We start from the raw sequence: 24,279 nt of genomic DNA, 5'->3' as shown, positions 1-24,279 counted from the left end.
CATGGACGATCTGGATATCCGCCGCGAACACCATTTTTCCGGGGCCAGCCGCATTATTCTGCTCAGCACGCTGTTATTTGCCGTGCTGGGTATCTGGGCGTATTTCGGTAAACTTGATGAAGTCTCGACCGGCAGCGGGAAAGTGATCCCCAGCTCACGTGAGCAGGTATTGCAGTCGCTGGATGGCGGGATCCTCGCCGAGCTGACGGTACGCGAGGGCGATAAGGTGCAGGCCAATCAAATCGTAGCGCGCCTCGATCCTACCCGCTCTGAGTCCAACGTTGGGGAAAGCGCCGCCCGCTATCGCGCCTCGCTGGCTTCCAGCGCGCGGCTTAATGCTGAAGTTAACGATCTGCCGCTGACCTTTCCCGATTCACTACGCGCCTGGCCGGATCTCATCGCCTCCGAAACGCGTCTGTATAAAAGCCGCCGCGCGCAGCTTGCTGATTCCATGGCGGAACTGCAGGACGCGCTGGTCTCAGTCAATAAAGAGCTGACTATTACCCAACGTCTGGAGAAAAGCGGCGCCGCCAGCCATGTGGAAGTGCTGCGCCTGCAACGACAAAAAAGCGATCTGGGATTAAAAATCACTGACCTGCGTTCCCAATACTTTGTGCAGGCGCGTGAAGCGCTGTCTAAAGCCAACGCCGAAGTGGATATGCTGGCGGCCATTTTGAAAGGACGTGAGGATTCCGTCACCCGGTTGACCGTGCGCGCGCCCATGCGCGGCATCGTGAAAAATATCCAGGTCACCACCATTGGCGGGGTTATCCCACCCAATGGCGAAATGATGGAAATCGTGCCAATAGACGATCATCTACTCATTGAAACCCGTCTGTCGCCGCGTGATATCGCATTTATTCACCCAGGCCAACGAGCGCTGGTCAAGATAACCGCTTATGACTACGCCATTTATGGCGGTCTGGAAGGCGTAGTTGAAACCATCTCTCCGGACACTATTCAGGATAAAGTGAAACCGGAAATCTTCTACTACCGCGTGTTTATCCGTACCCATCAGGACTACCTGGAGAACAAACTGGGACGCCAGTTCTCCATCGTACCGGGCATGATTGCCACAGTGGATATAAAAACAGGTGAAAAAACCATCGCCGACTATTTAATCAAACCGTTTAATCGGGCTAAAGAAGCGCTACGCGAGCGGTAAATCCTTGAGGATTAGGGGTTGCGGGGGCTGGTCACGCGTGTCACAAGTCTGTTATACTTGCTCTAACACATTGGGGCTGATTCTGGATTCGACGGGATTCGCGAAACCCAAGGTGCATGCCGAGGGGCGGTTGGCCTCGTAAAAAGCCGCAAAAAAATAGTCGCAAACGACGAAAACTACGCTTTAGCAGCTTAATAACCTGCTCTGAGCCCTCTCTCCCTAGCTTCCGCTCTTAAGACGGGGATCAAAGAGAGGTCAAACCCAAAAGAGATCGCGTGGATGCCCTGCCTGGGGTTGAAGCGTTAAAACTAATCAGGCTAGTCTGGTAGTGGCGTGTCCGTCCGCAGGTGCCAGGCGAATGTAAAGACGAACTAAGCATGTAGTACCGAGGATGTAGGAATTTCGGACGCGGGTTCAACTCCCGCCAGCTCCACCACTTTTGATAGGACTGCAACCGGACAGCGGCAATAAAAACAGCCACTTACGGACACTGACCAGACAGCAGGCAGACCGAGAAAAGACAAAAATATGTACGTGAAATGCACGTGCACTTTAAAAGAACCCCAGATTTCACGGTCTGGGGTTTTTCTATTTGTAACTAAGGGTAACAAAAATACATCACCTCTTCGCGCTACGCTCGCCTTGACACTGTTTATTTTTACAGTAAAAATACTGTATGCAATCACAGTATTTTCCGGAGGCTTTTATGTTCGTTGAACTGGTTTATGACAAGCGTAATGTTGAAGGGTTGGCGGGGGCCAGAGAGATCATCCTGGCTGAGTTGACGAAGCGAGTGCACCAGATTTTCCCTGATGCCGAAGTGAAGGTGAAGCCGATGCAGGCGAACGGCTTGAATAGCGATGCCAGCAAAAGCGATCGGGAAAAGCTGAACCGCATGCTGGAGGATATGTTTGAAGAGGCCGATATGTGGCTGGTGCCTGAGTTCCCGACAGTTCGCCAGGTTGGGCTGTAAAGTTATGCAGGCTGCCAGAATCAATCTTTACCGGCGACCTGCATCATGTCTAATCCCTGCCAACAGGAAATTTTCGGTATAGTGTTGAAACTCCTACGTCGTAAATTATTGCCACACACTGACGCGTTTCCCCTGCAGCAATTAGTCTCCCTGCCTGCGCCCACTGCTCATCCGTTAGTTTTGGCCGCCGACCGCCGATCCGACCTTCCGCACGAGCTGCTTCTAAACCAGCCCGAGTGCGTTCGACAATTAGCTCCCTTTCCATTTCGGCCAATGCACCCATTACATGAAAGAAGAATCTCCCCATAGGCGTACTCGTATCGATGCTATCCGTCAGGCTCCGGAAGTTAACCCCTTTCTCCCGCAGTTCCTCCACTAACACAACAAGATGTCGCATGCTGCGACCGAGCCGATCCAGTTTCCATACCACCAGCGTATCGCCTTCAGATAGCGTCCGGAGCACCTTTTTTAATCCGGGTCTGTCGGACACCTTACCGCTGATCTTGTCTTCGAAAATCAGCTCACATCCTGCACTCTCGAGCGCATTTCGCTGAAGTGCTGTGTTCTGGTCATTTGTTGACACCCTCACGTAGCCAATAAGCATGAGTTTTCTGTCTCCAAAAGGCCGGAATCATGCCACCTGAGCGATAAATGTTCATTATTAAAAACGTTCATATGTGAAATATGTAGCCAGACGCCTGTGGCTTTGGCGATATCAATCAGCTCCTGCGTTGAGTTGATAATATCGTCAGCTTCACTGCGCTGATGTACCACAAAGATCCCGTTATATTTCGCCGTGACCTTGCACAGTTCAATCATTTCGGCAGTATCGCCAAAGGCGCAAGGCATATAGATAAGCCCGGTGGAAAGACCAAACGCGCCCGCTTTTAATTCCCGCTCAAGAACTTCGCACATCTTCGCCACATCTTCACGGGTCGAAGGCCGCCCATCCAGCCCCATCGCCTCCATGCGCACGTTGCCATGCGGAACTAAATAGGCAAGGTTTGTCGCCGGATGTCGTGATGCCAACAGATTGAGATAACCGTCCGTATTTTTATATTTCCAGTCTATTTTGTCGGTATCGCCGTCAAGGCCGGCAATATTTTTACGCCACGCCGGAATATATTCTTCCGGCAACGGTGCTAACGCGACGCCATCCTGCCCCAGCAATTCAGTGGTAATTCCCTGGCGAATTTTTGCCGACAGCGCGGGGTTAATAATCGCCGACAGGTCAGAGTGCGTATGGGTATCAATAAAGCCAGGACAAATAATTTTTCCCGTGGCATCAATAACCTGTTCATTGACGCCAACGTCTATTTGACCGATTGCGACAATACGTCCGTCATCAACGACCACATCGGCAATTCTGCCTTCACTGCCCGTCCCATCGATCACATTTCCGTTTTTGAAAATGGTTTTCATCGTTATTCTCCATTGCGGCGGCGCTGCGCGGCACCGCCTGTAAGGTAAGAGGATTTTTATCGTTCTTTTATTGGCGATAGAGTGTCTGGATGATGCTGTAATAGCCGCTGGCCGAACCGGTTAACTGATCGATCTCGATATACTCATCAATGGTGTGCGCCAGATTTTCACGCGAAGGTCCGAAGCCGATAGTTTTAATTCCCGCTTCGCCCGCATAGTGACTACCGTTGGTGCAAAATGAGTATTGCGTGATGGTCGGATTAAACCCGGCCTCGCGGACGCCAGCCAGAGCGGCTTGCACGAATTCGTCCGACTCGTCATACACCCAGCCCGGGAAGAAGCGCTCCCCCTCAATGGTGGCACCGGTATAGCAAGACTCCTGGCCCACAGCGTAGGAGACACGGGCCTTAAACTGCGGATCCTGCGTGATGAATTCTGCCAGGACATTTTCCAGCGGGGCAATGACGCTTTCTTTGGTTTCGCCCACCAGCAAACGGCGATCGTAGGTTGCGCGGCAGTAATCCGGCACGACCGAGGCACCCGGGTACGGCGAAGATTTAATGTCGGTCAGTTCGAGAATGCCAGGCCCGAGTACTGGGTGCGTTGGCGGGGTAATGGTGCGAATTTTGTCGATCAATTGCGCCATTTTATACACCGCATTAATCCCTGCCTGCGGGTTGGCGGAGTGCGCAGGTTTACCAAACGTTTCAACCACAATTTCAGCACGGCCACGCTGGCCAATTTTCAGGTTTAGCTCGGAAGCTTCACCGATGATTACGTAGTCTGGCTTATAGCGCTCGCTGACCAGACGAGCGGCAATGCCTTCAAAGCACTCTTCATGCACAATACAGGCAACGTAGATTTTCCCGGCGAAATTGCGCTGATTGTCCTGGCCGAAAAAACCCACGGCGGAGATCATTGCCGCCACGGCGCCTTTCATGTCGGTCGTACCGCGACCATAAATCTTGCCATCTTCGATATCACCGCCGTACGGGTTGCGGGTCCACTTCTCTTCGTTCACCGGTACAGTATCAATATGTCCATCGAGGACCAGCGTTTTCCCTGGCTGATTACCCACGATACCGCCAACAATGTTGCCGTACTTATCAACATGGATGTCATCGAACTGGTAATGCTGCATCATTGTTTTTATGGCATTAACCACTTCCCCTTCCTGACCGGAATAACTTTTTTGTTGGATTAGCGCCTGACAGTTTTTAATCACTTCTTCAATACGGTTTGCAGATAACATGGTTTTCTCCGTTCTTATTCTCAATCAGGAAATTATTTGTTGATGCCCGGGTACTGACCGCCCCAGACAATATCCAGATACTGTTGTGGGTCAGTGTCACCCTCAGTACTTATCAACAACACGCGGGAATGCTCATCCAGCCCCAGTTGCGTACGCGTTTGCGCCAGTTCAGGCGAGGACATCAGCAGTGACAGCAGGCCGGTCGTCACCGCCCCGGACTCACCAGAAACGATCTGCGGATCGCCTGCCAGCGGATTACCCAACATGCGCATGCCAAGCGCCGCAACCTCATCCGGGCAGGAGGCAAATGCGGTGGCATAATCACGCAACAGCTTCCAGCCAATGCTATTTGCCTCACCGCAGGCGAGACCAGCCATCACGGTTTGCAAATCTCCGCCCACCGCTATGGCATCACCCTCTTTCGAGCGGGCGGAGCGGTAGAGACAATCGGCAATTAACGCCTCGGCGACGATCACTTTCGGGCGATTTTCTCCCCATGCCGCCGTCACCATTCCCTGAACCATGCCGGCAAACGAGCCAACGCCTGCCTGAACAAAAATGTGCGTCGGCGCAACCTGATGCAGCTGGTCGATCGCCTCCAGCATCAGCGTGCCGTAACCCTGCATAATCCACTGCGGGATCTTTTCATACCCTTCCCAGGCGGTATCCTGCACCACTATCCAGCCATGCTTTTCCGCCTGTTCCGCGGTCATGCGAACCGCATCGTCATAGTTCATATCGACGATTTCGGCGGTAGCGCCTTCGTTACGGATCGACGTCAGACGTTGCTGTGAAGAACCTTTTGGCATGTAAACCACGGCATTTTGCTTCAACTGTCGCGCCATCCAGGCAACGCCGCGACCGTGATTGCCATCGGTGGTGGTAGCAAACGTAACGGTTTGCAGATCGCGGCGCACCTCTTCGCTGGTCATCACATCAAACGGTAATTCGCTGATATCTTTACCGACTAATTCTGCGATATGGCACGCCATCGCATAGGAACCGCCCAGCGCTTTAAAAGCTTTCAGGCCAAAACGCTGCGACTCATCTTTGAGGTAGATATTTTTTACGCCCAGTTTTTGTGAAAGTGCCGGCAGCGTATACAACGGCGTTGGGGAATATCCCGGAATAGACCGATGAAAATTCAACGCCTTGACCAACTCCTGGTGGCTAAACGGAGCCAACGGCGCGTTCGGATGTTCGGTAAACGGTGTCTGGTTGATAAAAAATGATAAGTTTTCCTGCATCATAAAACCTCATTGTGCTGGTAATCCATTCCCTGCAATTGATGTCATACAGAGATATTTCCGCTATCGGTAATGCCAATAGAGCAAAATGCTTACCAGCTTTTTATTAATTGAGTAAAATCTTATGAATAAATTAATAAACACTTAAATTTCAATTAAATAGATAGAATGCAATATTTGCAGCCAAAAATATCATCGCGTTAGTTTATCGTTTCATTTTGATAAATTCTCACAATTGATAAATAGTGTGATCGCGGAAGATAAAATAAAAAAAACATACTAAAACAGAGCAGTAGATTGATTTTTCGCAAATCATTCTTGGATTAGTTCGCCTATTTATCATTTTCCATGAGAAATGCGACACGCGCCGGAGAAGTAGCATGATTTCAGTACTCAGCAATATTCAGGATGATATATGCAATTATGCCGATGCTATTTCTGGCATCACCGGAACGGATGTTGAGATCATTGATGAATCTTTAATGCGCATCGCTGGCACCGGTAAATACCGGCATATGCTCAATGAAAACGTGGCAAAAAATGGCTACATCTACCGCCACGTTTTGCAGGTGCGGGAAACGGTGCTGATCAAAAATCCTGGCGAACATCCACTGTGTCAGTTATGTGAAAAACACCACTATTGTTCTGAAATGCTGGATTTGAACGCACCAATTTTTCTCAACAATCGCGTCATTGGGGTGATCGGGATTATTTGCTCAACCCAGGCGCAGCGCGACACCCTCCTGAGCCAGATTGAGAAATTTGTTACTTTCATTGAGCAAATAGCCGTGATGATCTCCAGTAAGGTTTTTGAATGTCTGGAACGTTTACGCGCGCAAGAAAGGCTGGGCGCATTTCGCCGTCTGATCGATGCCATGGACCGCGGCGTCGTGGCAATCGATGGTGATGGTCTTGTCTGGCATGCCAACCATTCAGCCGATCGCATTCTCAATCGCGAGGTTCAGGGATTACCGTTGACCATTGAAACAACCGGGGACAGTTTGTATGGCGATGAGGAGGCCTGGCTGACGCTCGAAGGTCAGAAATACCATGTACTGTGCAAGCAAATTTCGCTCTCGTCTTTGGATAACGATCGTTTAACCATGATTATCTTTCGTGACGCGCACGACTACCTGAGTACCCTTCTTCCATCGCCTTATGAGGCCGACACCCAGGTGCGGTTGATTGGTCACTCCCCCTTGATGGAACAGCTCAGAAGCACCATCGGTAAAATCGCCAACAGCTATGCCAGTGTGCTTATTACCGGCGAAAGTGGCTCAGGAAAAGAGGTCGTGGCATTTGCCATTCACCAGAGCAGCCCCCGTAAAGCCGCCCCCTTCGTAACAATCAACTGTGCTGCCATTCCCGAACAGTTGCTGGAAAGCGAACTGTTTGGTTATGTGCGCGGCGCATTCAGTGGGGCCGACCCCAAAGGCCGCGTGGGAAAATTTGAACTGGCCAACGGCGGCAGTCTGTTTCTGGATGAGATCGGCGATATGCCGCTTCATCTGCAGGCTAAGCTACTCAGGGTTCTGCAGGAAAAAGCGATCACCCGCGTCGGGTCTAACAACACCATCAATATTGATGTACGAATTATTGCCGCGACTAACAAAAACATTAACGCGATGGTGGAGAGTAATCAGTTTCGCGAAGATCTTTTCTATCGCCTGAACGTGGTCCCTTTGGTTCTTCCCTCGTTGCGCGAACGGCGGGCAGATATTGCGGTCCTCGCGCAATATTTTGCCGATGAGTTTTCGGTCAGTTATCAGCGACCATCACAAAAACTTCCCGATGATGTCATCAACCGCCTCTATGCCTGGCACTGGCCTGGCAACATTCGTGAATTACGTAACGTTATCGAATATATTTTCGTGATGCGCGGGGAAGCCGCAGGGATCAACGCCAGCCATCTGCCTCCTTACCTGCTCACCGCAGCTGACAGCAGAAAAACGTCGATGACAGCCCAGCCTCAGCAGCTTGCTAATAAGGGAAAACAAGCGGAAAGGGAGGCCATAGAAAATGTCATCCAGCGATTTGGCGCAAGCGTGGAGGGGAAAAAACAGGCAGCGACCGAACTGGGGATCAGCATTGCCACGCTTTATCGAAAAATAAAGCTGTACGGGTTATAAACCTGACCTTACTTAACGAAAAAGCCCGCGTAATGCGCAATACAGTTTAATTAACGCTTAAGTTTCAGAAAGTATCAAGCTGTGTTGGCGGAAGTAATGAATATGCCATCCCAGAGAAAAGGTTCCGTTCACCTCATGTTCATCGTTTCTCTGAAGCACCGATACCCGTGAACGTGTAAAGGGCGTTCTCCGCCACGCCCTTTACAATCCCGGCTCCCGGCGGGAAAATTGCCACTTCGTGGTTCCCTCCGCTTTTTCCTTCAGGCTTCCGGGCCGGGCACGATGTAACGTCCCTGTAAAGCGCGCCCTGAACCCGCATCCCTGCGGGTTCTCCCGGCCTTACGGAAACACGTCGGCAATTTTCAGCCGGACCAGCCGCGCCTGACCACCAGTATTTTTATTTGAATATATCTGAACAGCACAAGAGATTTAACTGAAAGTCAGAGAGTTGAAGCGATGCCCATGTCCGGCTGAAAATCGATGAGACGTTGACGGCTGACCGGGTCTGTCCGCAGGGATGCGGGCAGAGGGGACGGCCTGCATGGACGCAGGCTCGGCCCCGACCCGACAGACAGACGGCATAAGACGAATGAATCGCGCAGCGTCGATTTTCCCGCCGGGAGCCAGGGATGCAAGGGAGGCGGCGGTAAGCCTCCCTTGCACGTTCACGGGTATCGGTGCTTTAGAGAAGTGATACGGCTGAGGTGAACGGAACCCTGAGCAAAAATCACCTGTTCCCCATACATACTTAACTGAACGATATTGCGCGTAATGCGGGCGTCCAGCAGGCACAACAGAGCAAATCAATTCCGTGGCGAATCAATCAAACACGCCATTAATAACGGCAGTGACAATCGCCGTGCTCAGTGCAATCAACACCAGATTGTCGCCAACGACCTGCCATTCATAACCAGGATAATACGGCAGTTGATTCAACATAGAGGGTGGGACACTTTTTTTAGCGATCCCCGGAGGAAGCGGTTTTCCTCGCGCCAGATTTTTGGCAATGCCTGGCGGCAGTGATTTATACCCCGTCAAACCATATCTGACAGCATACTGCCTGGCCACGTTATAGCTGATGTCGCTATCCACATGATCCGGCTTGCCATAATTTTTACGCTGTTCTGTATGTGCATTATTTTTTTGGCCGGCGTTTCCTTTCTGGCTGTTACCACTATTACCCTTGTTTCCGCTATTACCATGGTTGCCACTATTACCATTACCGTTACCGGGGTTTGCGAATACAGGGGTGGCGCACATCGTCATCGCGGCAACGGCGACTAAAGCCGTTGCTAAAGTACGGAGTCTGGACATGATGATTCCTTGAGGTGTGGATACATATAAAAATGTAAGGTATTCCATGATGACTGGCTATCGCTATAACTCCGATTTATTGGCAAAAAAAGCGATGTCATTTTGCCAGGCGTAGGCTTGCGAATGTCCCCATTTGCAGTCTACCCCCGCCATCTGTTAACTCAGAACGGCAGAACGCATATCACATTTCACCCTCGCTACGGTGGAGAAAAATCAGTCAAAAATGTTGCGAAACTGCTATAAACTCTTTCGCTTCTGTCGGCTGGTGTTAAACTGGAAAGTGTGATCTTCATCATAACCTGCTCAAACAGAGAAAAGAGACACTGCTATGCAACATATCATTGAGGGCTTCCTCAACTTCCAAAAAGAGATTTTCCCTCAACGTAAGGAACTCTTCCGCAGCCTGGCATCCAGCCAGAATCCAAAAGCGCTTTTCATCTCCTGTTCCGATAGCCGTCTGGTGCCAGAACTGGTGACTCAGCAAGAGCCCGGGCAGTTGTTCGTTATCCGCAACGCCGGCAATATCGTCCCCTCTTTCGGACCGGAACCCGGTGGTGTCTCCGCCACCATCGAATATGCGGTAGTCGCACTCGGTGTGACGGATATCGTCATCTGTGGCCATTCCAATTGCGGCGCGATGAAAGCCATTGCTGATAGCCAGCCCCTCGATCCAATGCCCGCAGTGGCGCACTGGCTGCACTATGCCGATGCAGCTAAGGCCGTGGTCGAGAAGAAAACCTGGGATAATCCCATCGATAAAGTTAACGCCATGGTGGAAGAGAACGTTATCGCTCAGTTGAACAATATTAAAACGCACCCTTCCGTTGCTGTTGGACTGCGAAATAATGCGCTGCGTCTGCATGGCTGGGTGTATGACATCGAAAGCGGTGAAATTCGTACCCTGGATAAAAACAGCAAAACCTACGTTTCCCTTGCTGACAATCCGCAGGTGCATTTCGAGTAAACCCTCCACTGGAGCAAGGATGCTCTGGATAATTATTTCCTACTTTTGTGCTATAGACAAAAAACACACCCGGACCTAATTTTTAAAAATAGCCTCTGATGTTTCTGCATTAGCTTTCGCGCATTCATTCAACATTACGACAGATATCATGTACGCAGCAGCAAATTAGCTGTTCGTATGAGATTTTTGTTAAGATGCAGGTAATTAAAGGAGTAGGCGCGAATGCAAACGAAAATAAAAAAAATAATTAAAACATTTTTCTATCATGAGTCGTGGGACATCATGATTCTAAAGGATCATGGCTCACACTTATTCCCCGATAACACTCTGGAAATACTGAGTAAAACTACTGCCCAGCAGTTAAAAAAGAAATATACGTTTCAGGCCGACCCTTTTATTGTTGAAAAGGCCGATAAACTGTATGTTTTTTATGAAGCTTTTAGCTTTCGAAATTCGAAAGGTACGCTAAGATGCCGCGTCCTGGATCGTGAACTGGCTGAAATCGATGATGTTAAACTTGAGGGCTTTGACGACTTAAGGTGTCATTTGTCATTCCCTTTCCTGATTCATATCAACGATCAGCTTTTCATGATCCCTGAGTCTTCAGAAAGAAAAGAAGTCATACTGTTTCAGTCGGTAGAATTCCCGGCACGCTGGAAGAAAATCAAAGTCTTAATATCGGATACTGAATTAACAGATAATGTGTTTCTCACAATTAATGAAACCTGCTATCTTTTATCCACCACAATGGATAATGAAATCATTATTCACTCTGCTGAGAATATCTTTGGGGAGTGGCAGCGGATTGCCCCCTCACTGAAGGTGAGCAACCATCACCACCGGGGAGCCGGCGCGCCTTACCTTGTCGATAACAAAATGTACTTCCTCACCCAGGAGTGCACACCTGAAACCTACGGAAAATCTATCTACATCAAAGAATTAGTTGCATTGAACGATACTGTTTTCGATGAAAGCCTGATCGAGAAAATCAATTCCTCGATCAACCACAGTGATGGTGTCCATACACTAAACTTCTCAAATAACTATATTGTTTATGACTCAAAAATAAACAAGTTCAGTTTTTTATCTATACTTAAAAAAATATCTTATAAATGTATGGTGAGATATCGTAACTACAACCTTACCAGACTTCACCAATAGCATGTTTTCTATGGTAGTGGCGTGAATCAATGCCCGTTTTGATAGCATAAATCTGGAGTCTGTATGGCAATTCTTGTCACTGGTGGCGCAGGTTATATTGGTTCACATACTGTTTTAACACTACTGGAAAGAGGCGATGATGTCGTTGTCATTGATAATCTGTCGAACTCTTGTCAAGTCTCGCTGGACAGAGTCGCGGAACTCGCCGGAAGGAAACCGACTGTCTATATCGCCGATATTTTGGATCGGCAGGCGTTAAAGAACATTTTCACCCGCCATAACATCACTGATGTCATTCATTTTGCGGGACTCAAATCGGTTTCGGAGTCGATAAAAGAACCCCTCGCCTACTATGAAAACAACGTCACGGGTACGCTGGTATTACTTGATGAGATGCGGGCCGCAGGCGTGAATCGTTTTATTTTTAGCTCATCGGCCACGGTATACGGTAATCCGGAAAGCGTGCCGCTAAGCGAGCAGTCGCGCACGGGCGGTACGACCAATCCGTACGGCACGTCTAAATTAATGGTCGAACAGATTCTGGCCGATTTTTCACGCGCACAGCCCGATTTTCGCATCACCTGCCTGCGCTATTTTAACCCGGCCGGTGCCCATCCATCGGGTCGAATTGGCGAAGATCCTAACGGTATTCCCAATAATCTGGTCCCGTATATCTCCCAGGTCGCGATTGGTAAACTTGAGACCGTGTCGGTATACGGTAATGACTACCCAACCTCCGACGGTACTGGCGTTCGTGATTATATACACGTCATGGATCTGGCGACCGGCCACTTAGCCGCGTTGGATTCCCAGAACAAAGGCGCCGCTTACAAGGTGATTAATCTTGGTACCGGAGTCGGGTACTCCGTACTTGACCTCATTGAGGCGTTTGAAAAAGCGGCGCAGACAAAAATTAATTATCAGTTTGTCGCCAGAAGACCCGGAGACATCGCCGAGTGTTGGTCAGACCCTTCTCTGGCGCGAAAAGAGTTAGGCTGGCAGGCTATCTATAGCCTTGATGAAATGATGCGCGACACGTGGAACTGGCAAAAAAATAACCCGAATGGTTATAACCTGTGATGTTCTCAGCCACGAGCCTGGTCGCCAGGCTCGTGGCTTTACCAGGCTAGCGTGACGTTATTGTTGATACACGATACCAGCCGTTGCTCTGCTTCCCTTCATTGGCCAGGTTGATTCTCGCGGTACCAGATTTATCCAGCATCGCAACCTCAATCGCATATTGCCCTTTCGCCAACTGCTCCGGCATAGGCAGCGCATAACTAACCTGATGAATTCCAGGGAGCCAATGTCGTATATCATCCGCCGCATTGCCCTGCGCCACCACCTTATTCGCACTGTCTACTACACGAAATGCCAGCGTATAGGACAGGTAGATCGGTGCCACTCCATCGTTATACCAGGTACTGTTCAACGTCAGAGTTTGTCCACTGTTCCACACTGACTCATGGCTCAGGGACGCTAAGCGAAATCGGTAGCCCAGTTTGGTCAGCGCATCGTCGACAATCGGTCGATAATCGCTGGGTATCGCTCTCGATTTCAGGTTGATGGTACTGGCATGCTGCTTGAGCGCCCAGTCAAAAATCCCCTGCACTTCGGCGCGCGTATAATGAAAAGAATTCTTCCAGTCCTGCATATACGAACAGATTTCCAGACTCACCGGCGCGCGTTTCCAGACATCGTTAAAGCCTGCATAACTTTGCTGCGCTGCCAGTAATCGCTGAGGATAGTCATCTTGCATATGATTCCACGAGTCTGAAAACACGCGCAGGTCGCCCCAACAGTCCGCTCGCCACCCGGCCCCACGCGCCACCGCATTTGCCAGGCTTTGCCCACCGCTTATCAGCATAATTTTGGGCGTTTTGGGAAAGGCAGAAAAGTGCATCGCAACGTAGCGATCCAACTGTCCGGTGGTGTATCGTTGCATGAGTGGCTGCAGGTCGGGGAAGTTGCTGTTATGCCACTCTCCCCACGACCCCACCATGCCGATATCAACAAAAGCGAGATTCTCATTACCATCGTAGCGCTGACCCAATGCGTTGAGCAGTCGCTGGCTGTATTCGATAAACAGAGGGTCATCTAAATCCGGCACAAACGTCTTATTATCAGACGTCCAGGTCCCTTTTACGCCTTTTTTAATCAGCCAGTCGGGAATTTTAGTGCCATCCCCCGGGTCGGCAAGCGCCATAAATCGTAGCCCGACATTCATCGCAGGACGATGCGCCGCTGCGTATTTAAAGGCATCATCCACCAGCGCAAAATTGTACTGGCCCTCAACAGGTTCCAGATCTCGCCAGTAAAATCGCTCATACTCGAACCCGGTATTGGGATAATCCGCCAGACTCAGCGTTTCACCGTATCCCTGATGAAAACTGGCAACGCCAATCCCCGGATTAGTTAACGGCCCTGTCAATGCTTTGGGAGTTACGGTCGTTAATGCGGCCATGACCGACAGCGGGAGGAACATACCCAATAGCGCAGAAACCCATTTACTCTTCATCGCAGTAACGCCCCCCACTGGTTTAATCACGCTAGTGGTTTTTCAGATTTAACCACCAGTCCCAAATACCGACATGAAAATTTTGGAATACATCAATACCTAACGCTGATTTGATCATATACAACGTCAGCAATACGCAGCAGGTGACGAACAGCACGGCGATCAACAGCAAAAAAGTGAGCAAGATCCGCGACAAGGTCGATTCCTGGCGATGCTGGCGGCGTAAATCTCTGCCAAACAAAAAAACCAGATAAAAACGTTTACTGAAAAAAGGAAAACTCCGGCGAATATCAATCTGATGCCGTGACGCCAATGTCGAGGCCAGGATCGCGTTTTCTACCCCTGCTTTTTGTTCCGGGGTCAACCCCGCCGCTATTTGCTCATCAAGGTGAGCGTAGAATCGCTCGATGACGGGAGGACGATTTTGAGGACTGGTCAAAATTAACCTATATCTTTATCAATAGAGTGATAGACGTTGACTGTCTTTTTGGCGATTTCATACCAATTATAGTTTTGCAAATATACACGATAGTCCACGCGATTGGCTGTCACCCACTGGGTTAATTTCTCGGCCAGACTGTTCACATCCCCGACCTTAAAATAGGCTGCGGCAGGTAGCTGAACTTCCAGGTTCGCCGGAATATCACTGACCACGGCAGGAAGAGAAAAGGACATCGCTTCCAGCAACGCAATAGGCAGACCTTCGTGATATGAAGGCATCACAAACAGTTTCGCCTGTGAAAATACCGCCTGCAGCTCATCACCGCGTAAAAATCCGGTCATCACGACGCCTGGCGTGTCGGCGGCCTGCTTTTTGAGGCGAATGCTGTATTCAGTCGGATGATCCGCATCGCCAATTAACACCAGCGGCATGGTCAAACCGCTTTGTTGATAAGCGGCGATGGCGTCATGCATCCCTTTTTCTTCGACAAATCGTCCAACCACCACAAGATAATTTTTCGGCTGTAGCCTAAAGCGGGAGAGCGTATTTTCGATAGTCAGCTCAGATAATAACCGCGGATCGTTCACGCCATTGTGAATTAAATGCGCGTCATAGCGACCATGTTTTTTCTGGATCAGTTGATTAATCACCTCAGAAATCACAATCACCTCGTTGGCGTATCTCACCGCCCAGCGTTCACCCAGCAACAGTATTTTTTTGGCAATGAAACCCCATTTCTGACGATCGTAGTCAGGCCCATGGTGGGTAAAAACGACCTTTTTGCCTAAAACACGTAATAATGGGATCACAAGGCCTGGTCCGATAGCATGCACATGCACAATATCCGAATGGTCGAAAACTGTCCTCAATGCCGCCAAAACGGAATGAACAATCGCTTCCAGCGAACGTTTTTTGGGCGCCCACAGCGCATAGGTTTCGACTTTCTTATACGTTGACCGTTTGTAATTCACATACGGTGAGCGAGCGATAACACAAATATCAACATCGAGCTGCTGCTTTATAGCAGGATAAAGATTCTGGCAGTGAGTCTCCACGCCACCCAACACATCCGGAATACCTCGTGTGCCAAAAACCGTTATTTTTTTCATACTATGGCCTGCTCAGCAGTTCTTTATACAGCGCCAGTAAGGTATCCATATGTTTGCTTAGCGCATATTTTTCACTTAACCGCGCACGACCATGTAACCCCATAACCCGCGCTTTCTCTGGTGCGTCAGCCAGCGTATCCATCGCATTCGCCAACGCTTGCGCATTGCCCGGCTCGAATAAAATCCCTTCGATACCGTCACGAATTTGTTCCGGGATCCCGCCAATGCGCGAACCAATCACCGGCTTGCCTAAAGCCATCGCTTCTAATATCGCCATGGAACAGTTTTCATAACATTCAGAAGGAAGGATCACCGCCCGCGCATGCTTAATAAGCTTATCGAGAGCCTCCCCTTGCTGCACATAACCTAAAAACTCGACATCCGGGTATTGGGCGACTAACTCGTCATGTAGCGGACCGTGGCCCACAATTTTTAACGGTGCCTTGTTCTGCATTTTCTTATGTGCCGCCAGCAGCGTTGCCACCCCTTTTTCACGGCTCAGCCGACCAAAGAACAACATATAACCTTCATCGCTTGTCTCATCCAGAGGACGGCTGTCATCGACCCCATTAACGATCACATCAATGCGGGAATTCGGCAGCGTACGCAACAACACGCCGCGTAAAAAAACGCTTGGCGAAACAATTACATCCAACGTCTGGTAATTTTGCGCAATGTATTGCCAGGTTGCCTCCAGAGAGAGCAATAAGCTTTTTGAGGCGGAACCTTCCTGGCAACGATACCTGAAGGCATTAAAAACCGTGCCGGTGATACAGGCATCACACACTTTGCCGTCGCGCAGCATGGAATATGCAGGACATACAATCTTATAGTCATGCGCAGTCAGTACCGTTTTGCAGCCAAAATTGCGCGCAACTTTAATTATCGCTGGCGTTAACTGGTGGTAGATATTATGAAAATGAACGATATCCGGGCGCTCTTTTTGCAATAACGCCAGCATTTTTTTGCAGGCCTGCGAATTATGAATAAAGTTAACCGCCGTTTTGAGCCCGCCCAACAAATTACTTTCTTTGTGGTAGTCCACATTGCTGACAAAATAATCCGCATAGTCCGAAGGGAAATTTTTCTCATGCTGCATCGAGAAATCAATCACCTGCACTCCGGCCTGTTTCAGCATATCGCGCTCTTGAAAATAAACTGTTTCCGCGCCGCCTTTGATGAAAAAAAACTTATTTACTAATAAAACTTTCATGGCGTCTGCCTTAGTTATTCATGAATGATTTTACTGTCAGGCGGAGTCAACGGATCGCGTAGCGGATGTGTCAGCCCTATAACAAGTCCCGCAGAAAGCACAGCTAAGTTCATCACGCTTTGCAGGCCGTTCAATAACGACCGATTCTGCACGGTTTTCAATATGACAAAGGCAAGCAATGGCAGAAATGCGATATCGAAAAGCTCGAGATTAAAGGTCACCGCCGCAATGAACAAAGCGACCAGGTAAACAGCAAAAATCGCCTCATTTTTAACCATCTTTAACGCGTTGATGAAATAGGGTTTTCCCCAGGCGCAGCGTAAAAATTCGCCCGGCGCCTGATAGTATTTGCTTTTCCAGCGATGCTTCAGCATCTGAAAGGTCGGCATGGTATGCGAAGTGTGAATGAAATACGGAATATTCAGACGACGTAGTTTATAACCCGCGTCAAGTAAACGCAGGCCAAGTTCGGCTTCTTCATAAGCGTGCAGATTACGGTTGGTTAGATAACCAATTTTTTCAATGGCGGAGCGGCGATATAGCCCCCCGCCGCCTAAATGGTCGCTGTCCCCTACGGGATAGATTTTATTAATGCGTTGCTTACGCGATTTAAATTCATAGTTAACGGCATCGTCCATTTCGACGGTTCCCGCTACGCCTGCATATTCCGGTTCAGCCTGCAAAAACGCGACAGCCTGATCCACAAACCCTTCTTCCAGCTCCATGTCGCCATCCATCAGCAACAGATATTCCCCCTCACTATAAAGGTAACCCAACTGATGTCCGACGCCACAGCAACGATCGCCAGGATCGGTTAATGACACCACAGTCACCCCTTTATCGATCGCCAACTGCTGGGTGTTATCCGTTGACAGACTATCTGCCACAATAATTTTATGTGGATAATCAACAAGCTGTTTCCGGATACTATCAATTGTTTTCTCAATACACTCAGATTCATTGAGCGTTTTAATACTCACTGAAATAAACGGTTTATTGTCCATACAATTACCCTACGCAGCGAAGGACGGTTCGACGAATCACTAAACTTGATCCTAGTGATAAATAGAACAGGAATTGTAACATCGGTATAATCATCAGTATCTGGCTGTAAGGTAAGCTAATTAAGCAAGCAATCGCAAAAGCATTAAATGCCGGAGCAAAGCTCAACAACTGAAGATCCTGCTGGTCCAGTTGTTCAAGCATCAGTAAAGGCTTGGGCTGACATATTTTCAGGATATAAATGAATAAGCTAATGAAGAGTAACGTGCCAATCACCCCCACTTCCCACAGCAGCATACTCAGAGAAGTCGAGTCGAGGATTAAGTTATAAATAATATTCAGAAAGCCTGGCGAAACCGTACTACCACTGTTAGTGGCGTTGAGTCCATAGCCAAATAACGTTCCTGAAAGTCCCCACAGATCGTTATTTTTTAGCCAGAACAGGAAGGTCGTAAAGCGCCCTAACTCCCCGGTAGACATAATGTAGTTTGGGTCAAAAATATAGCTCAAAGAGTCGATGAAAATACTCAACGAGCTTTTCGACGGATCGCCGCCAAACGCAGTAGAATAATAATACGCAAGGATCACTATCGACAGGCTAATCAGCAGCAACATCCCCGCCACAATAACCAATAACGTCTTCAGATTAACCTTGCTAACGTCTTTAACGTAGCTCGGTGAGATCCACACCCACGCCAGGAACAGCGGCGATAGCAGGATAACGAACTTTACTTCGCCAATAATACATAGCCCGATCCCGAGAACAATGTGTAACGCCATGGATTTAAACGTGGTCAGTCCGTGCTTATACTCAGAGACCTTTAACAACATAATCAGCAGGCAAAACAGGCCCATCGCAGCAGTGTTACCGCCCCCCATCGGGTCGCCGCCAAACGTGCCCACCACGGAATCCCATTTTTCATCTTCACCACGCACCGCGACACGCTGGGGAACAACCAGTAAAACCTGATAAATCATTACCGGGATCTGCGCGTAAAACACCCAGTACAAATAGCGAGTCACGCGATAAATCTGCGACTCCCGGCAAAATCCCAGCAGTAAACAGATCATCACCAGCGACAGTGCGATTTCATTTTTAAAGGCCACAATCGCGACGGTGATCCCGCCCTGAATCAGAGTTGAAGCCCCGGCCAGTATCAGGAATGAGAAATACAGCGCCAGCACAATCGTCTCCTGCGCATCCAGACGCAGCGAGCCATCCCGCGTCTGCATCACCAGTAATCCCACCATCAACAGGGTCAGAAAAAAGGGGATCCATAGCACCGACTGTATGCCGGTAAAGTATTGCACCAGGCCACACAGGATCAGGGTAACGAAGGTATAACCTTGTAAATAATATCCGGTATTCAGCGTCATAGTATCACCGGCCTGTCTTTCAGCAGATTAGCCCGCTTGTTCATTTTCAAATAAATAAAGGCGTAGCGAATAAATGTCAGTGAAGAAAACAAAATCACCGACGTTGCATAGTCTTTATAAAAATAGGGCGTCACGACAAAAGCGAATAGCACAATCGCCAGTTGCTCCAACTGGATGCGCAGAAAATAGCGATGTGAGCCAAAAATAAGCTCTATGACCGTCAGGGGGCTTATCGCCAGCGCCGGGAACAGGTAGGGTAGCATGTAGCGTGACGTTTCAATGGAGTTAATCCAGTCTTCGCTAAAACCAAGGCGCATCACAATCGGGTAGAAAATAAACACGCCAAGAGTACAGATAACCCCCAGCACCAACAGCAGCATCCGTACCCGGGTATATTCCTGATAATTAAAGGTGTTATTTCTAAAATCGATAGACCACTTGGAAAAAATAGTATTACGCACCGCGTTCCCGATGATCACCACCGGCGCCAGGCAGAAGCGGCTGACCACGGAAAAATAACCGGCTGTCAGCGCCGAAAACCAGAAGTTAATCAGCATAATCGGCAGATTGCTGCTGGCCATCGCCAACACCTCAGCGCTGCCAACTTTAGTGATGTGATGAATATTCTGTTTAAAAAAATGCCAATTGCTGGCGGGTCGCAAATGTTGGGCCGCCACCAAACGAATATCAAACGAATGCAAAATACAGCTGATGGTCAGTACCATCGTCGCGCAGGCCCATGACCAGTAGAACAGTTGCACATGGTGCGTAACCAGTATCGAAAGTAATACCACCACAGAAACAGAAATGCGCTGGAAGATCAGAAAACGAAAGTTAGCTGTGCGCAGCGACAGGTTTTCCGAGATCAGAACCCATGCCGTAGCAAGCGTCAGTAAATAGAGAAACAGTATGCTCTGGTGAAACAACCACGCGGTCAGTACAGCGTAGGGTAAGGCGATGATCGTGCTTTGTATCAGGCAAAACACGACATTCTGAACCAGTTCATCGTCCTGCTGTTTAGGAATTAACAGCTGTGACGCAAAAGTACAGACCTGAGCGCCCACCACGGCAATACTGTAGTTGAGCGCATAAAGCCCCACTTCAGCCATATCGTACTTGTGTGAGATCAACCAGATAGACAGCGCACCAATCAACTGCGAGATGACTGATGAACCGGCTATCGTGGAGGCGCTCTTCAGTAGACTCATACGCGGCCTGGCGTTGTCATCAGTTGATCGGTGCTGAAGTTCAGTGAACGCAGGCCCTCTTGCGTTTCAAGGTCCTTTTCTTCAACCGCATTCAGCACAGCGCCAATCACAACACCATCATTTTCCTCGATCTTGTCCAGCGCGTTGGCTATATGTCCCGCCGAACCCGACCCGGCTTTCACGATGAAAATAACGCCATCAACGGCGCGTTTGATCAATTGCACGTCCTGACTCTGATTTACCGCAGCCACATCGATAATGATGCGTTGATAGTGGGATTTCAGTTCGTGCATTAACGGCTCAAGGTGCCCGGACGACAACATCAGCAGAGAAGAGATGGTGGTCTTCCCGTGCGGGATAAAATCGAGATTATCACTGAGCTTGATCCGCGCCTGTTCAAGCTGGGTCTCCCCACGCAGCAGTTCCGCTACGCCTGCGGACGTTGCCGATGCCAGCTCGGATGAGAGTCCGTCAGTATTGAAGAAATCCGCATCAATAAGCAGCGTTTTCTGATCGAAACTAAAGGAATTTGCTAACAGACTCGCCAGCAAAGAGCGCCCTTCACGGTGCTCCGTCGACGCCACGGCGAGCGTCTGTAACGGTCGATTATCCAACATAATCCGGGTACGGATACCGTGCACAATATCGGCATTCAGCGGGTTCTTCAGGATCATGTCCCGCACCTGCGCGCGCCCTGAGGTTCCGCTAAAACGACGGATTTCGCCCAGCGGAGCAACGTTCAGACGTTTTTTCATACGACTCAACGTACCGATTGAGTTGTCCATCGCCGCTTTGACAATGAAATACATGATACTGAACACCACCACCAGCAGGACCACCATCACCAACAAGAGGGATTTATTCGGCTTCGCTGGTTTTAGTGCGGGAACGGCAGGATCATATAACACCGCGTCGGCATTTACGCCGGACAGCGACAGTTCCTGAGTACGTTGATACAGCGATTTATACAGATCTTCCATTTTATCTAACGACAGCTTTTGGCTATTCCAGGCATCACGTTTTGAGGCCATTTTCTGGAAGATCTCTTTCTGCTGCGCCACCTGCTGCTGATAGTTCTTTTCATCCGCCAGCGCCGCCAGATATTGCTGACGTAACCCCTCTTTCAGCTCACCCAGAACCCGTCCGGTTTGGCTTTGGATCGACTGGACATCAGCTTCTGCTTTTAAAATAGCGGGATTTTTCGGCCCGTATACTTTGCGCAGTTCAGACAACGTGCGCTGCGCCTGAATTAACGCGATACGTAAATCCTGAATCTGAGCGTGGTTAGAGACCGAAGGTAGAGAGATAACGCTCTCCACCGACCGCCCTCCGCTGTTCACCTCGTTATAGACAGATTCTGCGGCAACGCGACGTTGGGTCGCATCAGCCAGACGATTGGTGACGATACTTAACTGCTCGGTTTCAAAACCATCGATACCGCGAAAAGTCAGCAGCCCGGCGTTTTTCAGATAGCTGTCCATTTCCTCTTTTTGTTTCGCTATCGACTTCTGAATCTCTTCCATTTTTTCAAAATTCAGTTCGCGGGCTTTCTCTACTTTCAGGCGCTTTTGCTCAACCGTATAGTTGATGAACGCCTGCGCGACGCCGTTGGCAACGTCAGCAGCCATCAGCGGGGAGGGGGATTCATAGGTGATAGACGCCAGGTTCGTTGTACGAATACCGATGACATTCAGGTTTTTCGACAACGTTTTCAGCGCTTGCTCCATCCTCAACTGCCGGCTTTCATTGCTTTCCGCTCCCTGGGTACCGGCTTTTTCCCCGGTAAATTCCGGGTTTTCATCCAGTTTCATATCGCGGACGGCTTGCTCAAGCACAATACGCGAATGCATCAACGCATATTGCGTTTCATAGTAACCACTGCGCGTTGAATCGAAACCATCAACCTGTGGGAATGGAGAAACGTTATCGGCCTGGGCTTTAATCAGTACCGTCGCCGTTGAGACATACTTTGAGGACATCATGCTGATTAATGGGTATGCCACGACCCCGGCAACGATACCGGCCAGTGCGATTTTCCAGGCGTTCTTTTTCAGCTCTTTGGCAAAGCGGGAGAATTCAACCGTACTTTCTCGTTTTTTGCCGTTTTCCACTATAGATAGTTTCATCGTCAGAAGAACCCCATGCCAATAATCACGACATCCCCAGGATGAACAGAGTGCGTTAAATCGACATTCTCAAGCAGCTGATTGCTCCCCGACAGGCGAATGTTGATATCTTTTCGGTCAGCACGATCTGTAAATCCGCCCGCCTGCGCAATTGATTTCTCGACGGTAAGACCTGGCTCCCAGGCAAATCCGTTCGGGCTTTTCACCTCACCCGAAACATAGTATTTACGGAACTCGGCAATACTTACCGTCACCATCGGCGTGGTAAAGTAATCTCCCGTCAGCCGTTGAGTTAATTCGTTAGTCACCTGTTCGACAGTTTTATCTTTTAATTTAAGAGCGCCCACAAACGGGAAATTAATCTCCCCGCTCTTATCCAAAATAAACCGCATCGTCATATCAGGTTGACCGTGAACAGCGATATTGACAGTATCCCCCGCCCCAAGCCGGTAATCCTGCTGAACAGTAGCAGGATCATCCATTAATCTCGGGCTGGACGTTGTGCATCCGACCACCAGGATACTGAATAGCAAAAACGCGCATAGTTCTATTATTTTCATTTTAGATCTGAACCTTAGCTTTAAGCATAATCATAGAATTATCATAACCCAACGTTCTAATAACTTCCTGATTGTCGTTGGGACCGATATAAAACGAGTCAGTATCCTTATTCGAATTCAATGTATCTAATTGATATTTAATCTCAAAATTAACCGATGGCGTATAGTCGTAGCTCATGGTTACGCTAAATACCCCATCTTTATCATGCCGATCCTTGTTCTGTTTTTTATAGTCTTCCGCAGTGTATGAATAATCCAGCAAAGTCGAAAAACGATTCCCTAACCAGAAATGCTGGTAAGAAATGCCATACTGGGTCACTAAAATGTATCCCCCAACTTCCGACGGGTCTTTAATACTTTGTGCCGAGTGGGCTGTGAAAACCGACTGTTGCAGCGGCTTCCACTCTGCTTTTATGTCCCAGTTGAGGCCATTAAAATCATGCGAATTTGTGCTGTTTTCAAATGTTTTGTACAACCATGAAATATTCATGTCGACGTTAGTTTTTCCGGTCAACTGCGACTTCATGCCGTACAGCAAATAGTACTCATTAGTATCTTTTTCTGAGTTGTTGTCATAGCGACGCTGGTTAGTAATAAAGCTATAGCGAAAGCGTGTTCTGGATGTGTATTGGTCAAAAATTTCCGCTACCAGACTATTTTCGTGCCATTCCTGTTCCTGAATGTAATGGTAAAAATCCTCACTGGTATCCTGCACATCAGAAGTATTACCGAAAGTCAGTTTTTTGTATAACAACGCCAGTTCCGCTTTGCCACGCCCCTCTGGCGCGCCGTAGCTGTAGCGTAATTCACTGTTGATGAAATTTGTCGTCAACGGTGATTTAATCCCATACTGCTCGAACTGGCCCGGTAAAAAGCCCTCGGTAATGCCGCGGCCACGGGATTCATGTCCAAGCGAATCCTCCAGATTGAGGGTTAAGCCATGCTTGAGTCCATAACGCCAGGCCCCGTTAAAACGGAATCTATGGTCACTCCCGTTTTTGCAACACCGATTTTGACGACAAGTTGGCTTGCTTGAATCTATCCGGCGTCTGAATGGGATTTTATTCCCGCGCCTTGATGAGTTCCGCGCCTGATGA

20 protein-coding genes, 1 other RNA gene and 1 pseudogene are annotated in these 24,279 nt (G+C 49.0%); 7 read left to right on the top strand and 15 right to left on the bottom strand.

Features of this window, described 5'->3' with window-relative positions; all coding sequences use genetic code 11:
* Position 1: 1 nt before the first annotated feature.
* From OOJ59_RS23875 to OOJ59_RS23865, 3 genes are all read left to right on the top strand, one after another.
* Positions 2-1,165, top strand: a complete 1,164-nt coding sequence (locus OOJ59_RS23875; protein ID WP_087856253.1) for an HlyD family efflux transporter periplasmic adaptor subunit — start codon at positions 2-4, stop codon at positions 1,163-1,165.
* Positions 1,166-1,237: 72 nt separating this feature from the next.
* Positions 1,238-1,601: a transfer-messenger RNA gene (gene ssrA / locus OOJ59_RS23870) on the top strand.
* A 270-nt stretch (positions 1,602-1,871) separates the two neighbouring features.
* A complete protein-coding gene (locus OOJ59_RS23865; RefSeq protein WP_160956035.1) occupies positions 1,872-2,138 on the top strand; it encodes a DinI family protein in 267 nt (88 codons plus the stop codon).
* A gap of 49 nt (positions 2,139-2,187) precedes the next feature.
* On the opposite strand, the gene OOJ59_RS23860 is transcribed toward OOJ59_RS23865, so the two are convergent.
* The 4 genes and pseudogenes from OOJ59_RS23860 to dpaL all read right to left on the bottom strand — a co-directional run bounded on the left by OOJ59_RS23860 (position 2,188) and on the right by dpaL (position 6,059).
* The gene (locus OOJ59_RS23860) at positions 2,188-2,742 is read right to left on the bottom strand and encodes a recombinase family protein (protein ID WP_160956034.1); all 555 of its coding nucleotides are present in this window, start codon (positions 2,740-2,742) and stop codon (positions 2,188-2,190) included.
* Positions 2,743-2,753: 11 nt separating this feature from the next.
* Positions 2,754-3,560 (bottom strand): annotated as a pseudogene (locus OOJ59_RS23855) (N-acyl-D-amino-acid deacylase family protein); the annotation flags it as partial.
* A 67-nt stretch (positions 3,561-3,627) separates the two neighbouring features.
* Positions 3,628-4,812: a YgeY family selenium metabolism-linked hydrolase gene (locus tag OOJ59_RS23850; protein WP_038632852.1), complete on the bottom strand. Its 1,185-nt coding sequence runs from the start codon at positions 4,810-4,812 to the stop codon at positions 3,628-3,630.
* Between the two features lie 32 nt (positions 4,813-4,844).
* Positions 4,845-6,059: a diaminopropionate ammonia-lyase gene (dpaL, locus tag OOJ59_RS23845; protein ID WP_160956042.1), complete on the bottom strand. Its 1,215-nt coding sequence runs from the start codon at positions 6,057-6,059 to the stop codon at positions 4,845-4,847.
* A gap of 380 nt (positions 6,060-6,439) precedes the next feature.
* Between dpaL and OOJ59_RS23840 the strand changes: the two genes are divergently transcribed.
* Positions 6,440-8,188, top strand: a complete 1,749-nt coding sequence (locus tag OOJ59_RS23840; protein WP_069324607.1) for a sigma-54 interaction domain-containing protein — start codon at positions 6,440-6,442, stop codon at positions 8,186-8,188.
* A gap of 819 nt (positions 8,189-9,007) precedes the next feature.
* Here OOJ59_RS23840 and OOJ59_RS23835 read toward each other — a convergent pair.
* Positions 9,008-9,502, bottom strand: a complete 495-nt coding sequence (locus tag OOJ59_RS23835) for an anti-virulence regulator CigR family protein (protein ID WP_160956468.1) — start codon at positions 9,500-9,502, stop codon at positions 9,008-9,010.
* A gap of 328 nt (positions 9,503-9,830) precedes the next feature.
* On the opposite strand from OOJ59_RS23835, the gene OOJ59_RS23830 reads away from it, so the two are divergent.
* The 3 genes from OOJ59_RS23830 to galE all read left to right on the top strand — a co-directional run bounded on the left by OOJ59_RS23830 (position 9,831) and on the right by galE (position 12,707).
* The gene (locus tag OOJ59_RS23830; protein WP_038632863.1) at positions 9,831-10,466 is read left to right on the top strand and encodes a carbonic anhydrase; all 636 of its coding nucleotides are present in this window, start codon (positions 9,831-9,833) and stop codon (positions 10,464-10,466) included.
* 222 nt (positions 10,467-10,688) lie between these two features.
* Positions 10,689-11,627, top strand: a complete 939-nt coding sequence (locus OOJ59_RS23825) for a glucosamine inositolphosphorylceramide transferase family protein (protein WP_160956391.1) — start codon at positions 10,689-10,691, stop codon at positions 11,625-11,627.
* 63 nt (positions 11,628-11,690) lie between these two features.
* Positions 11,691-12,707, top strand: a complete 1,017-nt coding sequence (gene galE / locus OOJ59_RS23820; RefSeq protein WP_038632871.1) for a UDP-glucose 4-epimerase GalE — start codon at positions 11,691-11,693, stop codon at positions 12,705-12,707.
* A 46-nt stretch (positions 12,708-12,753) separates the two neighbouring features.
* Here the strand turns inward: galE and OOJ59_RS23815 are convergent, their stop codons facing one another.
* From OOJ59_RS23815 to OOJ59_RS23770, 10 genes are all read right to left on the bottom strand, one after another.
* Positions 12,754-14,145 carry a DUF4832 domain-containing protein gene (locus OOJ59_RS23815; RefSeq protein ID WP_160956390.1) on the bottom strand — a complete coding sequence of 464 codons (1,392 nt, stop codon included), beginning with the start codon at positions 14,143-14,145 and terminating at the stop codon, positions 12,754-12,756.
* A gap of 31 nt (positions 14,146-14,176) precedes the next feature.
* Positions 14,177-14,584 (bottom strand): hypothetical protein, encoded by a 408-nt coding sequence (locus OOJ59_RS23810; RefSeq protein WP_038632874.1) that lies wholly within the window; start codon positions 14,582-14,584, stop codon positions 14,177-14,179.
* 2 nt (positions 14,585-14,586) lie between these two features.
* Complete coding sequence (locus tag OOJ59_RS23805; protein WP_085048898.1) at positions 14,587-15,696, bottom strand: glycosyltransferase family 4 protein; 1,110 nt, start codon at positions 15,694-15,696, stop codon at positions 14,587-14,589.
* 1 nt (position 15,697) lies between these two features.
* Positions 15,698-16,909, bottom strand: coding sequence for a glycosyltransferase family 4 protein (locus OOJ59_RS23800; RefSeq protein WP_110497085.1), 1,212 nt, complete (start codon positions 16,907-16,909; stop codon positions 15,698-15,700).
* 14 nt (positions 16,910-16,923) lie between these two features.
* Positions 16,924-17,913 (bottom strand): glycosyltransferase, encoded by a 990-nt coding sequence (locus OOJ59_RS23795; RefSeq protein WP_087856204.1) that lies wholly within the window; start codon positions 17,911-17,913, stop codon positions 16,924-16,926.
* A gap of 4 nt (positions 17,914-17,917) precedes the next feature.
* Positions 17,918-19,288 carry a hypothetical protein gene (locus OOJ59_RS23790; RefSeq protein WP_038632883.1) on the bottom strand — a complete coding sequence of 457 codons (1,371 nt, stop codon included), beginning with the start codon at positions 19,286-19,288 and terminating at the stop codon, positions 17,918-17,920.
* Positions 19,285-20,496 carry a lipopolysaccharide biosynthesis protein gene (locus OOJ59_RS23785; protein WP_085048895.1) on the bottom strand — a complete coding sequence of 404 codons (1,212 nt, stop codon included), beginning with the start codon at positions 20,494-20,496 and terminating at the stop codon, positions 19,285-19,287. The genes OOJ59_RS23790 and OOJ59_RS23785 overlap by 4 nt, the downstream gene beginning before the upstream one ends.
* On the bottom strand, positions 20,493-22,622 hold the full coding sequence (locus OOJ59_RS23780) for a GumC family protein (RefSeq protein WP_160956498.1): 2,130 nt from the start codon (positions 22,620-22,622) through the stop codon (positions 20,493-20,495). Before OOJ59_RS23780 ends, OOJ59_RS23785 begins: the two co-directional genes overlap by 4 nt.
* A 2-nt stretch (positions 22,623-22,624) precedes the next feature.
* On the bottom strand, positions 22,625-23,182 hold the full coding sequence (locus OOJ59_RS23775) for a polysaccharide biosynthesis/export family protein (protein WP_038632893.1): 558 nt from the start codon (positions 23,180-23,182) through the stop codon (positions 22,625-22,627).
* A 1-nt stretch (position 23,183) separates the two neighbouring features.
* The coding region (locus tag OOJ59_RS23770) for an outer membrane beta-barrel protein (protein ID WP_268063527.1) at positions 23,184-24,279 on the bottom strand (1,096 nt) is incomplete at its 5' end.

Source organism: Citrobacter sp. W9 (assembly GCF_026719375.1).
Lineage (GTDB): Bacteria > Pseudomonadota > Gammaproteobacteria > Enterobacterales > Enterobacteriaceae > Citrobacter > Citrobacter werkmanii.
Note: the sequence above shows the minus strand (reverse complement) of the source record. Positions and strands in the feature narration are given on the sequence as shown.